The organism is Streptomyces sp. NPDC039736, from assembly GCF_055596485.1.
The window spans coordinates 202,256-214,979 of sequence record NZ_JBVIUQ010000008.1 but is presented as its reverse complement, the minus strand read 5'-3'; the positions used below and the strand labels follow the sequence as shown (position 1 = coordinate 214,979).

Annotated in this window: 10 protein-coding genes; 4 read left to right on the top strand and 6 right to left on the bottom strand. The window is 73.4% G+C overall.

What is annotated here, in order from left to right:
- Positions 1-138: 138 nt before the first annotated feature.
- Together eat and ACZ56L_RS25205 are read left to right on the top strand one after the other, a co-directional pair.
- Positions 139-1,638 (top strand): ethanolamine permease, encoded by a 1,500-nt coding sequence (gene eat, locus ACZ56L_RS25210; protein WP_468688190.1) that lies wholly within the window; start codon positions 139-141, stop codon positions 1,636-1,638.
- A gap of 41 nt (positions 1,639-1,679) precedes the next feature.
- Complete coding sequence (locus ACZ56L_RS25205) at positions 1,680-2,396, top strand: gamma-glutamyl-gamma-aminobutyrate hydrolase family protein (protein ID WP_345224722.1); 717 nt, start codon at positions 1,680-1,682, stop codon at positions 2,394-2,396.
- Positions 2,397-2,932: 536 nt separating this feature from the next.
- Here the strand turns inward: ACZ56L_RS25205 and ACZ56L_RS25200 are convergent.
- Positions 2,933-3,901, bottom strand: a complete 969-nt coding sequence (locus ACZ56L_RS25200; RefSeq protein ID WP_468688193.1) for a phosphotransferase — start codon at positions 3,899-3,901, stop codon at positions 2,933-2,935.
- Positions 3,902-4,061: 160 nt separating this feature from the next.
- Here ACZ56L_RS25200 and ACZ56L_RS25195 point away from each other — a divergent pair, with 160 nt between their 5' ends.
- The gene (locus ACZ56L_RS25195) at positions 4,062-5,525 is read left to right on the top strand and encodes an SDR family oxidoreductase (protein WP_380837854.1); all 1,464 of its coding nucleotides are present in this window, start codon (positions 4,062-4,064) and stop codon (positions 5,523-5,525) included.
- A gap of 392 nt (positions 5,526-5,917) precedes the next feature.
- On the opposite strand, the gene ACZ56L_RS25190 is transcribed toward ACZ56L_RS25195, so the two are convergent.
- On the bottom strand, positions 5,918-6,319 hold the full coding sequence (locus ACZ56L_RS25190) for a hypothetical protein (RefSeq protein WP_345224717.1): 402 nt from the start codon (positions 6,317-6,319) through the stop codon (positions 5,918-5,920).
- Between the two features lie 16 nt (positions 6,320-6,335).
- Complete coding sequence (locus ACZ56L_RS25185; RefSeq protein WP_468688197.1) at positions 6,336-7,277, bottom strand: LysR family transcriptional regulator; 942 nt, start codon at positions 7,275-7,277, stop codon at positions 6,336-6,338.
- Positions 7,278-7,348: 71 nt separating this feature from the next.
- Here ACZ56L_RS25185 and ACZ56L_RS25180 point away from each other — a divergent pair, with 71 nt between their 5' ends.
- Positions 7,349-8,449 (top strand): TDT family transporter, encoded by a 1,101-nt coding sequence (locus ACZ56L_RS25180; RefSeq protein WP_471066502.1) that lies wholly within the window; start codon positions 7,349-7,351, stop codon positions 8,447-8,449.
- Here ACZ56L_RS25180 and ACZ56L_RS25175 read toward each other — a convergent pair.
- From ACZ56L_RS25175 to ACZ56L_RS25165, 3 genes are all read right to left on the bottom strand, one after another.
- Positions 8,409-9,131, bottom strand: a complete 723-nt coding sequence (locus ACZ56L_RS25175) for a helical backbone metal receptor (protein ID WP_468688200.1) — start codon at positions 9,129-9,131, stop codon at positions 8,409-8,411. The two genes, ACZ56L_RS25180 and ACZ56L_RS25175, sit on opposite strands and share 41 nt — an antisense overlap.
- Before the next feature lie 6 nt (positions 9,132-9,137).
- Positions 9,138-9,686 carry a helix-turn-helix domain-containing protein gene (locus tag ACZ56L_RS25170; protein WP_401761023.1) on the bottom strand — a complete coding sequence of 183 codons (549 nt, stop codon included), beginning with the start codon at positions 9,684-9,686 and terminating at the stop codon, positions 9,138-9,140.
- Between the two features lie 427 nt (positions 9,687-10,113).
- Complete coding sequence (locus ACZ56L_RS25165; RefSeq protein ID WP_471066702.1) at positions 10,114-12,693, bottom strand: ABC transporter permease/substrate binding protein; 2,580 nt, start codon at positions 12,691-12,693, stop codon at positions 10,114-10,116.
- Positions 12,694-12,724 lie beyond the last annotated feature (31 nt).

The following is a 12,724-nucleotide window of genomic DNA, read 5'->3' as shown; positions in this document are numbered from 1 at the left end:
GACTCAACTCCCGTGCCGCTGTGGGAGCTTGCCCACCGCAGACGCGGTCCGCCGGTCGTCACCGGGGGGTTGCCAACCGCCCACGCGGCCGCAATGGTGTGGAGCCACACCTTTGCCAGGCGACGGCGGGAGCGGCCCATGGCCACGGACGGACCAACGGCACACGAGGCAACGGCGGCACCCGGAGCGCCGCCGGCGGGCGGGACGACGCCCCCGCCCCCCTCCACCCACGACTCCGACTACCTCAAACGGCGCGCCCTGCGCCGCGGCAGCGCGGGCTGGCTGCTGCTCACCGGACTCGGCGTCGCGTACGTCGTCTCCGGGGACTTCTCCGGCTGGAACGTGGGCCTGTCCAAGGGCGGCTTCGGCGGCCTCGCGATCGCCACGCTCCTGATGGGCGTGATGTACGCCTGCCTGGTCTTCGCCCTCGCGGAGCTCTCCGCGATCCTGCCGACCGCGGGCGGCGGTTACGGCTTCGCCCGGCGGGCGCTGGGCACCTGGGGCGGTTTCCTCACCGGCACGGCGATCCTCATCGAGTACATCCTCGCGCCCGCCGCGATCTCGATCTTCATCGGCGACTACGTGGAGTCGCTCGACCTCTTCGGCCTGACCTCGGGCTGGCCGGTCTACCTGGCCTGCTTCGTCCTGTTCATCGGCATCCATCTGTGGGGCGTCGGCGAGGCGCTGCGCTTCAGCCTGGTGGTCACGGCGATCGCGGTGGCCGCGCTGCTGATCTTCGCGGTGGGCGCGTTCACGGAGTTCAGCGCGGACGGCCTCAACGACATCCCGGTCGACGAGGGCGCACTGGGGGCGAACTCCTGGCTGCCGTTCGGACTGCTGGGCATCTGGTCCGCCTTCCCCTTCGGCATGTGGTTCTTCCTGGGCGTGGAGGGGGTGCCGCTGGCGGCCGAGGAGGCGAAGGACCCGGTGCGCTCGATGCCGAGGGCCCTCTCCATCGCGATGGGCGTCCTCGTCCTGCTCGCCATGCTGACGTTCTTCGCCGCGACCGGCGCCCGCGGCGCGGCGGCGGTGCAGGACGCGGGCAACCCGCTGGTGGTGGCGCTCCAGGGCGACGGGGCGGCCACCGGTCTGAGCCGCTTCGTGAACTACGCGGGCCTCGCCGGACTCGTCGCCTCCTTCTTCTCCCTCATCTACGCGGGCTCCCGGCAGCTCTTCGCGCTCTCCCGGGCGGGCTACCTGCCCCGCTTCCTCTCCCTCACCAGCCGCCGCAAGGCCCCCTACCTGGGGCTGCTCATCCCGGGCGCGATCGGCTTCGCGCTCGCCGCCTCGACCGGCAACGGCGCGCGCATGCTCAACATCGCCGTCTTCGGCGCGACCATCTCGTACGCGCTGATGGCCCTCTCGCACGTGGTGCTGCGCCGCCGCGAGCCCGAACTCCCGCGCCCCTACCGCACGCCCGGCGGAGTCGCGACCTCGGGCACGGCCCTCGTGCTGGCACTGTTCGCGCTGGTCGCGACGTTCCTGGTGGACGTCACCGCGGCCGTCATCGCCCTGGTCGTGTACGTCGTCGCGCTCGGCTACTTCGCCCTCTACTCTCGGCACCGTCTCGTGGCGTCGGCGCCGGAGGAGGAATTCGCGGCACTCGCCGCGGCCGAGGCCGAACTCGAACGTCCGTGACCCCACTGCCTCACCCACCCCCGCCCCTGGAGGAACCACCGGTGTCCCGCAAGCCCCTCGTCGGCGTCAGCACGTATCTGGAGCAGTCCGTGGCCTGGGGGGTGTGGAACCTGCCCGCGGCGATGGTCCCGGCGGGGTACCCACGGCTGGTGCGGGCGGCGGGCGGCCATGCGGCACTGCTGCCGCCGGACGACCCCGAGGAGGCGGCGGAGGTGGTGGCCCGGCTGGACGCCGTGGTGATCGCGGGCGGGCCCGACGTGGATCCCGTACGGTACGGGGCCGAGCGCGACCCGCGCACCGGGCCGCCCGCACCGGAGCGGGACGCGTGGGAACTCGCCCTGATCCGGGCGGCGTTGGAGTCCGGGACGCCGTTGCTCGGGATCTGCCGGGGCATGCAACTGCTGAACGTGGCGCTGGGCGGGACGCTCGTGCAGCACGTGGAGGGGCACAGCGAGACGGTGGGGGTCTTCGGGGAGCACCCGGTGAAGCCGGTGCCGGGAACGCTGTACGCCTCCGTGGTGCCGGACGTCGACGTGGTGCCCGCCTACCACCACCAGGCGGTGGACCGCCTCGGCACGGGTCTGCGGGTGTCGGCGTACGCCGAGGACGGAACGGTCGAGGCGGTCGAGCTTCCGGGGGCGGGGTGGGTGCTGGGGGTGCAGTGGCATCCGGAGATGGGCCAGGACCTGCGCCTGATGCACTCCCTCCTGACGGCGGCCACCCCCCTTTCCCCCCTCCCCCAACCAAGCCTCTCCTGACGCCCTCCCCTCCAGGGACACGCCCAACCACGACGCACCCACACCTTTCCCACCGGGGGCAGCGCCCCTCCAGGGGCGCGGGGAATTGCGCGACCGGCCACGACGCACCCGCAGTGAACCGGAGGCAGCCGCGCGGCGAGCGCTTCAGGGAAAGGGGCGGGTCCGGGGCCTCTTCTGCGTGAGCAGAACGGGGCTGAGGCGTCCGGTGCCGGGGCTGAGCTACGGCCTTGGCGAGGTCGCGCGTCCGGCACAGGCGCTTGCGCAGGGGGCAGCACCCGGGTGGGCCGGGAACGGGAGGGGGCCGCCCCCTTGCCCGCCCGTCCCGCCCCCTTGGGGCGGCCCCGTCGCCCAAGGGGCTGGGGGAGTGGGAAGGGCGGCCCCGTCGCCCAAGGGGCTGGGGGAGTGGGAAGGGCGGCCCCGTCGCCCAAGGGGGCGGGGAAGCGGGAGGGGGAGAGGTACCCGCTGGGCCAGGGGGTTGCTCGGCGCGGGGTCGGATCGCGGCGAGACCCACCCGGCAGACCCCCGCCCGAACGGGCTCACTCCCCCAGCCTGCGCCGCAGCCACGCCACCGCCACCGCTCCCTGCACCCCCTGGAAGGGGCGAAGCGTGGGCAGCCCCGGTGGGGCCGGCAGCAGGGAGTGGTGGACGAAGTAGCCCGCGAGGGCGGCCAGCACGCAGGTGACACCGTCCGGATCCGCACCCGCCGCGGACGGATGCGCGGCGAAGATCTCCTCCGGGTCACCCCCGCCCTGCGCGGCCACGCTCGGCAGCATCACCAGCAGCTCGAACCACGCCACGGCGCGCACCGCATGCGGCCAGTCCACGAAGACGGCGCCGCCGTCCGGGGTGAGCAGGATGTTGTCGGCGCGCAGATCGGCGTGGCACAGGGTGTCGCCGTGGGCGAACTCGGCCCACCGGGAGGAGAGTTCGACGAGCCGGCGGAGGTTGGCCGCCGCCCATGGGTCGAGCCCGTCCCACTCCCCCGACTCCAGCCGCTGCCGCCAGCCCCGGAAGGTCTGGGCGTCGGCCTCCTCGGTACGGGGCGCGTCGTACGGGGCGGGCGTGAGAGCCGCGCTCAGGCCGGCGAGGGCGGCCAGCACGCGGTCGAGTTCGTCGCGCCGCCAGGGGATGCGGGGCTGGACGCCCTCGACGTCCTCCAGGACGAGGACGACCCAGGTGCCGTCGTCGTACGAACCGAGCAGGCGCGGGGCGGGGACGCCGGGCGGCAGGGCCGCGGTGTTGCGGGCCTCGCGGCGGTGGAGCTCCGGGGAGTGGGGGTTGGCGTCGGCGCTGACCGCCTTGACGAAGGCGCGGGTGCCGTCGGCGAGGGTGAGGCGGGCGGCGACGCCCGGGGAGAAACCACCGGCCTGGGTGCGCGCCCCGACGACGGGCGAGCCGAGGATGTCGTGCTCGACGCGGGCCCGGACGGCGGCCGGGACGGCGTGCCAGTCCAGGCGGACGCCGGTCGCGGGCGGGGCGGTGAACTGCGGGGGCGATGTCTCCATGGCTCATGTTCGGGCCCCGTCCGCACCCCGGGCAAGGCATTTCCCGGGGTGCGCCGGACGCCGCACGCCCACCCGGGCGGCGGGGCCAGGAGCGGCGGGGGCGCGTCGCATCGACCACAGTGGAGCACAGTGGAGACATCGCCCCACCGAAGGAGCCCGCATGCACTGTCTGGTGACCGGAGCCAGCGGTTACATCGGCGGCCGGCTCGTCCCCGAGCTCCTCGCCGCCGGCCACCGCGTCCGCTGCCTCGCCCGCACCCCCGCCAAACTGCGCGACTTCCCCTGGTCGGACCAGGTCGAGGTGGTCCAGGGCGACGTCACCGACCCCGAGTCGACGGGGCGGGCGATGGAGGGCACGGACGTGGCGTACTACCTCGTGCACGCCCTGAGCACCGGCAGCCGTTTCGAGGAGACCGACCGCCGGGCCGCCCGGGTCTTCGGCGCGGAGGCGAAGCGGGCCGGGGTCGGCCGGATCGTCTACCTCGGCGGGCTGACCCCTTCCGGCGTGCCGGAGCGGGAGCTCTCCCCGCACCTGCGCTCGCGCGCCGAGGTCGGCCGCATCCTGCTGGACTCCGGCGTGCCGACGGCCGTCCTGCGCGCCGCGGTGATCATCGGCTCGGGCTCGGCCTCGTTCGAGATGCTGCGGTACCTGACCGAGCGGCTGCCGCTCATGGTGACGCCGAGCTGGGTCCGTACCCGCATCCAGCCCATCGCCGTGCGGGACGTCCTGCGCTTCCTGGTCGGCTGCGCGGAGCTGCCCGCCGACGTCAGCCGCACCTTCGACGTCGGCGGCCCCGACATCCTCACGTACCGCGACATGATGCAGCGCTACGCCCGGGTGGCGGGTCTCCCGAAGCGGCTGATCCTGCCCGTTCCGCTCCTCACCCCCCGTCTGTCCAGCCACTGGGTCGGGCTGATCACGCCCGTTCCCGCCGCTCTCGCGCGCCCGCTCTCGGAGTCCTTGCGGCACGAGGTGGTGTGCTCGGAGCACGACATCGAGACGTACGTCGCGACTCCGCCGGACGCCCCCGTCGGCTTCGAGCGGGCCGTGGAACTGGCCCTGCGCCGGGTCCAGGACGCCAACGTCACCACCCGGTGGTCGTCCGCCTCGGTGCCGGGCGCCCCGAGCGACCCGCTGCCCACCGACCCCGACTGGGCGGGCGGCAGCCTCTACACGGACGTCCGGGAGGCGGTGGTGGACGCGTCACCCGAACGGCTGTGGCGGGTGGTGGAGGGCATCGGCGGTGAGAACGGCTGGTACTCGTTCCCGCTGGCCTGGGCGGTACGGGGCTGGATGGACCGGCTGGTCGGCGGGGTGGGCCTGCGCCGCGGGCGCCGGGACAAGGCGCGGCTGCGGGTCGGGGACTCGCTGGACTTCTGGCGCGTCGAGGAGATCGAGCCGGGGGCGCTGCTGCGGCTGCGGGCGGAGATGAGGGTGCCGGGGCTGGCGTGGCTGGAGCTGGGGGTCCGTCAGGACGAGAAGGGGCGCACGGTGTACCACCAGCGGGCGGTGTTCTATCCGCACGGGCTGCTGGGGCACGCGTACTGGTGGAGTGTGGCGCCGTTCCACGGGGTGGTGTTCGGGGGGATGGTGCGCAACATCGCGGCCGCGGCGGGGCACTAGGGCGTGGGGCGTTCGGGTGGGGCCGGTGGGATGCGGGCTCGGTGGTCGGCGTCCGGTGCCGGGGCTCGGGGTTCCGTGCGGGTGCGTGGGTGGCTGGTCGCGCGGTTCCCCGCGCCCCTGGGGCATGTTCCGTAACCGGGGGCGAGCGATGCGGCCCACTCGGCGGTCCGGCGGTGGAGGACGCGCGGGCGCGGTCCGGGCAGGGGCGAGGGGCGCGGTCCGGGCAGGGGCGAGGGGCGCGGTCCGGGCAAGCAGCGAGGGGCGCGGTCCGGGCAGGGGCGAAGGGCGCGGTCCGGGCAAGCAGCGAGGGGCGCGAGCCCCGGCCGCGGTGGAACCCACCGCGACGGTGCCCGCGCCCCGCCCCGCAACAGCTCAGAAGCCCTGGCCCGAGCTCAGAAACGAGTGCCGGCCAGCATCTTGGTCAGGGGGCCCCTGCTCTGCTGCTCCACCCTGCGGCCCATCGCGAAGGACATCGCGCCGATGGCGACCACTCCCGCGCCCGCCCCGGCGACGATCGCCTTGCGGTTCTGGATGAGGGTCCACGCGGTGGTGGCCGACGAGACGACCTTGCCCGAGGCGGACTCCAGGGCCTGCTTCCCGGCCTGGACCCCCTTGAGGCCGGCCGAGGTCGCCGTCTGGGCGGCGGCGGACGCCTTGGACGCGACGTCCGTCGTGGCGTCCTTCGTGGCGTCCTTCGCCGTGCCCGTGGCCTCCTTGGCCTGGTCGGTGGCGCTCGCCGCGGTCTTCTTCGCCGTGGCGGCAGTGGACTTGGCGTTGGCGTTCTGTGCAGTCATGGCCATCGGGTAACCGCTAGTGAGCGCCGTAAACGGCGTCTCCCCTCCGCGTCAGCGCCAGCAGATCACGCCCCGGCCCGGCCGGTCCCGGCCCCGTGGGCCACACCGCCCGCAGGTCCCGGGCGAGGGCCACCCCCGCCACCTCCACCCGCACCAGCCTCCGCGCCCCCACCTCCTCCCCCACCGCCAACTCGCTCAGCACGCCGGCCCCCGCCCCGCTCACCGCGGCCGCCTTGACCGCCGTGGTCGAGGACAGCTCCAGCAGCGGCGCCGACAGCCCGCCGTACGACGCGAGCGCCGCGTCCAGCACCTGCCGGGTCCCCGACCCCTCCTCCCGCAGGATCAGCGGCGTCGCCGCCAGCTCCCCGGCGGTCACCGCCCGCCCGGCCCGCGCCCACGGGTGCCCCGGCGCCACCACCACGATCAGCCGGTCCCGCGCGACCACCACCCCGTCCAGCCCCTCCGGCACCGCCAGCCCCTCCACGAACCCGAGGTCCGCCTCCCCCGCCAGCAGCCGCCGGGCCACCGCGGCCGAGTTCCCGGCCAGCAGCGACACCGCCGTCCCCGGCCGCTCCGCCTGCAACGCCACCAGCCACCCCGGCAGCAGGTACTCCGCGATGGTCATGCTCGCCGCCACCCGCAGCCGCGAATCCCGCCGCCCGCGCAGCGCCCGCGCCCCCGCGTCGAAGGCCTCCGCCGCCTCCACGATCCGTCCCGCCCAGTCCGTCACCAGCGCCCCGGCGGCCGTCAGCCGCGACCCGCGCGGGGAGCGCTCGACCAGGGTCACTCCGAGCTGCCGTTCCATCGACCGGATCCGCCCGCTCGCGGCGGGCTGGGTGATGCCGAGTTCCTTGGCGGCCCGCCCCAGACTCCCCAGCCGGGCCACGGCGAGCAACAGCTCCAGCGCGCCCAGCTCCGGCACCCGGTGGGACAGCGGTATCCACGGCTCCTGGCTCATAACCCCAGCTTATGCCGCCATCGCGAACCGCCCTCTACCAGGGACGATCCGAGCGGCCGACCATGAGATCCATGGTCACCACCGCACGCCCCCTGGCCCCCCTCACCCGCCACCTCGGCCCCAACTGGTACGCCTCCGTGATGGGCACCGCGATCCTGGCCACCGCCGGACACTCCCTCCCGGCCCCCTTCACCCCGCCCCGCGCGCTGCTCTGCGCGGCCTGGGCCCTGTCCGCCGTCGCCCTCCTGGTCCTCCTGGCGGCCAGGTCGCTGCACTGGCGCCACCATCGCGACCAGGCCCGCGCGCACCTCCTGGACGCGTCGGTCGCCCCTTTCTACGGCTGCTTCGCGATGGGCGTGCTGGCCGTGGGCGGCGCGACCGCGGCCGCCGGGCAGGACGTGATCGGCGAGCCCGCGGCCCTCGCCGTCGCCTGGGTGCTGTGGACCGCGGGCACGGTCCTGTCCCTGCTGGCCGCGCTGGTCGTTCCGTACCTCATGGTCGTGCGGCACCGGATCGACGGGCCGTCCAGCGCCTCGCCCGTGTGGCTGCTGCCCGTGGTGGCGCCGATGGTGGCGGCGGCGCTGGGCCCCCAGCTCATACCGCACCTGCCCGAGGGGCAGGCCAGGGCCACGATGCTGCTCGCCTGCTACGCGATGTTCGGGCTGAGCCTGCTCGCCACCCTGCTCCTGCTGCCGATGATCTTCGCCCGGCTGCTGCTGCACGGTCCGCCGCCGTCGGCCCTGACCCCCACCCTCTTCCTGGTCCTGGGGCCGCTCGGCCAGTCGACCACCGCCGTCAACCAGCTCGCGGACGTCGCGGACGGCGCGATCGGGCCCGCGTACGCGCACGGCTTCCAGGCGTTCGCGGTGGTCTACGGGGTGCCGGTGCTGGGCTTCGCCCTGCTGTGGCTGGCCCTCGCCGCGGCGCTGGTCGTCCGGGCCGCCCGCGCCGGGATGGGCTTCGCGATGACCTGGTGGGGCTTCACCTTCCCGGTCGGCACCTGCGTCACCGGCGCGGCGGGCCTCGCCCGGCACACCGGCCTGGACGCGCTGGGCGGACTGGCCGCCGCCCTGTTCGTCCTGCTCGTGGCGGCCTGGGCCGTGACCGCTTTCCGTACGGTACGGGGCCTGCTCAGCGGTGTGCTGCTCGCAGCGCCCCGCCCAGCAGCGTAGGGGCCTGGGCGAGCGAGGGGCCGTACCAGGTGAGCATCCGCCCGTCGACGAGCGCGGCGGGAACGCCCGGGAACGCCTCAGGTCCGTCGTCGGCGGTGAAGTGGTAGGGCTCGTCGGGCAGGACCGCCAGCTCGGCGCCGCACGCGGCCAGTTGCGCCGCATCCACGCGCGGGTACCGCTCCGCGTGCCCGGCGTACACGTTCCGCACGCCGAGCCGGCGCAGGAGGTCACCGGCGAAGGTGTCCCGGCCGAGGACCATCCAGGGCTTGCGCCAGACCGGCACGACGGCCCGGCGCGGCGGCACAGCGGGCAGGTCCGACCACGCCGTGCGCGCCGCCGCCAGCCAGGGCGGGCGCCCGTCCGTGCCGCAGGCGCGCAGCACCCGCGCCAGCTCGGCGAACGCCTGCTCCAGGGTGCGCACTTCGGTGACCAGGACGTTCAGGCCCGCCTGCCGCAGGGCGGCGAGGTCGGGTGCGCGGTTCTCCTCCTCGTTGGCGACGACCAGGTCGGGGCGCAGCGCGAGGATCGCGGGCAGGTCGGGGTTCTTGGTGCCCCGGACGCGGACGACGCCGGGCCCGAGCTCGGCGGGGTGGGTGCACCAGTCGGTCGCGCCGACCAGGACGCCGGGCGCGGTGACCGCGACCGCCTCGGTCAGCGACGGGACGAGGGAGACGACCCGCACCGCGTCTCACCGCCTCGATTCGTCGGCGGCGTCGATGTGCTCGGCCACCGCCACCACCAGGATCCTGGTGTCAGGACCGGTGGCCCGCCACCGGTGCCGCACTCCCCCGGAGAGGTGCAGCGCGTCGCCGCGCGAGAGCCGGTAGGCGCGGCCCTCCGCCTCGACCTCGACGGCGCCCTCCGCGACGTACATCAGCTCGTCGTTGCGGTGCTGGTACTCCTGTCCCGCGTCCTGCATGCCGGTGAACTCCAGCGCGTGCAACTGGTGGTGGCCGCGCACCAGGGGACGCACCCCCGAGCCGGGTTCGAGTCCCGGGTCGTCCTCGGCGCGCACCAGGCCGACCGAGAGCGCCGAGTCGGCGGCGGCGAGCAGTTGCTGGGCGGTGGTCTCCAGGGCGTCGGCGACCCGCTGGAGGGAACGCGGGCTGGGGCGGGCCCGCTCGTTCTCGATCTGGCTGAGGAAGGGCACCGAGAGGCCGCTGCGCTCGGCCACCACGGCGAGGGTGAGCGCCAGGGCGCGGCGCCGCCTCCGGACGGCGGTGCCGACCCGGAGGATTTCCTTGTCGTCCTTCTTGTCGTCCTTCGTGTACCGCTCGTGTTCCCCGGTCGTCGACACGGCTCGTCTCCCTTCCCCAACTCGTTCTTTCCACCGACGCACAGCAGACTACGCAGCTTCACGCCCCGGTTTCGTACACATGTCACACCTGGGCGGCACAACCGCGGGGACCGCCGGTCCACTCGGGGCCCGGCGGCCGGGGCGTGCCGAGGCCGGGCAGGGGGCGGGCCGCCGGCCGGGCGCGGACCACGGCCGGAAGCGGGCAGGGGCGGGCGAGGTGTGCTCGCTGTCGTTCGCACGACCGCAAAGTCTAAGCAAAGAACGCAGGTGGGAGGCGTCGGCCCGGGTCCTTGCGCCGCGCCACGCACGAACGCCGGGCCCCGCCGTTCGTGACGAACGGCGGGGCCCGGCGCGGGGTTCGCGGGGGTCAGCCGGTGACCGGGGCCATCTTCTCCGCGATGCCCGGGTTCTCCTTCATCCAGGCCTCCACGGCCTCCGGCTCGTGGCCCGTGCCGCGCTTCTGGATCTCGTCCTCCAGGCCGGCGAGCTGCTTCTCGCTCAGCTTGAAGTCCTTGAACCACTTGGTGAGCTGCGGGTAGTTCCTGCCGAAGTCCTTGTTGCCGATGACGTGCAGGCGGTCGCCCTCGCCGAAGGCCTTCCTGGAGTCCTTGAGCTTGGTCAGGTCGTACGCGTTGTACGCCCAGTGGGGCGTCCACAGCAGGACCGCGACCGGCTCCTTCTTGGCGTAGGCGCGCTTCAGCTCCGCGAGCATGCCCGGCGTGGAGCTGTCGACGACCTGGTACTCCTTGTCCAGGCCGTACTGCGGCAGGACGTTCTCCTTGAGGTTCTTCATCGTGGCGGTGCCCGCCTCGATGCCGACGATCCGGCCCTTGAACCGGTCCGCCTTGCCCTTGAGGTCCTCCAGGGTCTTGACGTCCTTGACGTAGGAGGGGACGGCGACCTCGATGGAGGTGGGTCCGTACCAGGAGCCGACGTCGGTCAGCTTGTCCTGGTACTTGTCCCAGTAGTTCTTCTGTGTGTACGGCAGCCAGCCGTCGAGCTGGACGTCGACGTCACCGGCGGCGAGGGCCGCGTACATCGGGCCGACCTCGAACTGCTTGAGGTTGATCTTGTAGCCGCGCTGCTCCAGGACGTTCTTCCACAGGTATGTGGCGGCGATGTCCTCCTCCCAGGGGAACCAGCCCATCTCGACCGCGCGGGTCCGCTCGTCCTTGCCGTCGGCGTTCTTGGCGGCCCCGGCGACCGGGGCGAGCTCGTCGACCATGCCCGGGTTGTCCTTCAGCCAGGTGCGGACGGCGTCCTGCTCCTTGCCCTTGCCGGACTTCTGGATCTGCGCCTCAAGGCTGGTGAGCTGCTTCTCGTCCAGCTTGAAGTCCTTGATCCACTGGGCGACCTCGGGGTTCTTCTTCGAGAAGTCCTTGGCGGCCAGCGTGTGGACGCCGTCGCCCTTGCCCCAGGCGCCCTTGGTGTCCTTGAGCTTCTTGAGCTCGAAGTCGTTGTACGCCCAGTGCGGCGACCAGAGCGGGACGACGATCGGCTCCTTCTTGGCGTACGCGCGCTTCAGCTCCGCGAGCATGCCGGGCGTCGAGCCCTCGATGAGCTTGTACTCCTTGTCGAGGCCGTACGCGGGCAGGACCTTGTCCTTGAGCAGGCCCATCTCGCCGGCGCTCGGCTCGATGCCGACGATCTTGCCGCCGAACCTGTCGGCCCTGCCCTTGAGGTCCTCCAGGGTGTTGACGTCCTCCAGGTACGCCGGGACGGTCAGCTCCAGGGAGGTCGGGCTGTACCAGGCGCCCATGTCCTCCAGCTTGTCCTGGTACTTGTCCCAGTACTGGGCGTGCGTGGTGGGCAGCCAGGCGTCGGTGTTCAGGTCGATCTGCCCCGTGGACTGGCCGGTGTAGAGCGCGCCCGCCTCGTACTGCTTGGCGTCGACGGTGAAGCCGCGCCGCTCCAGGATCTCCTTCCAGAGGAAGGTGGAGGCGATGCCCTCGTCCCACGGGATGTACCCCATGGAGATCTTCTTGCCCTTGCCGATCTGCGACGGGTCGGCGGCCGTGTCGGCCTTCTTCCCGCCGAACAGGCTCATGCCGCCCGCGACGAGCGCGAGGACGACGACGCCCGCGATCGCCACCACGGGCTGCGGACGGTACGACCAGAACTTGGCGGCGCCGGTCGTCATGGCGCGCGCCTTGGCCAGGGCGCGGCGGCCCAGCGGGGAGACGGCGGTGCCGAGCGCGCTGGTCATGCGGTCCAGGTACATCGCCAGGATGACGATGGAGATGCCCGCCTCGAAACCGAGGCCGATGTCGACGTTGCCGATCGCGCGGTAGACCGCGCCGCCGAGGCCGCCGGCGCCGACCATGCCCGCGATGACGACCATGGAGAGGCAGAGCATGATCTTCTGGTTGATGCCCGCCATGATGGTGGGCAGGGCCAGCGGGAGCTGGACGCGCCGGAGGATGTTGCCCGGCTTGGTGCCGAACGCCTGCGCCGCCTCGACCAGTTCGGCGTCGACCTGCCGGATGCCCAGCTCGGTCATGCGCACGCCCGGGGGCAGCGAGAAGATGATCGTGGCGATGATGCCGGGGACCGGGCCGACGCCGAAGAAGAGGACGCCGGGGATCAGGTAGACCATGGCGGGCATGGTCTGCATGAAGTCCATGACGGGCCGCACCACGGCGCTGACCTTGTCGGAGCGCGCCGCCCAGATGCCCAGCGGGATCGAGATGACCATCGTGACGACGGTCGCGACGAGGACCAGCGAGAGGGTCGACATGGCGTCGTCCCACAGCTCGATGGAGTCGATCAGCGCGAAGCCCGCGAAGGAGGCCACGCCGGCGGTCAGGCCGCGCAGCCAGAAGGCGACGACGGCGAGGATGCCCGCCATGAGCAGCGCGTTCGGGGCGCCGAGGACGGCGTAGATGCCCTCCTGCATGCCGCCGATGACGGTGGAGACGAAGTCGAAGAGCCAGTTGACGTTGGCCATGAGCCAGTCGACGGCGGAGTCGACCCACTGG

Bases quoted from the DNA above. Each gene is read 5' to 3' on its own strand.
- ACZ56L_RS25185 (WP_468688197.1), bottom strand. From the start codon at position 7,277: ATGAGCCAGGAGCCGTGGATACCGCTGTCCCACCGGGTGCCGGAGCTG.
- ACZ56L_RS25165 (WP_471066702.1), bottom strand. From the start codon at position 12,693: ATGGCCAACGTCAACTGGCTCTTCGACTTCGTCTCCACCGTCATCGGC.
- ACZ56L_RS25180 (WP_471066502.1), top strand. From the start codon at position 7,349: ATGGTCACCACCGCACGCCCCCTGGCCCCCCTCACCCGCCACCTCGGC.
- eat (WP_468688190.1), top strand. From the start codon at position 139: ATGGCCACGGACGGACCAACGGCACACGAGGCAACGGCGGCACCCGGA.
- ACZ56L_RS25195 (WP_380837854.1), top strand. From the start codon at position 4,062: ATGCACTGTCTGGTGACCGGAGCCAGCGGTTACATCGGCGGCCGGCTC.
- ACZ56L_RS25190 (WP_345224717.1), bottom strand. From the start codon at position 6,319: ATGACTGCACAGAACGCCAACGCCAAGTCCACTGCCGCCACGGCGAAG.
- ACZ56L_RS25200 (WP_468688193.1), bottom strand. From the start codon at position 3,901: ATGGAGACATCGCCCCCGCAGTTCACCGCCCCGCCCGCGACCGGCGTC.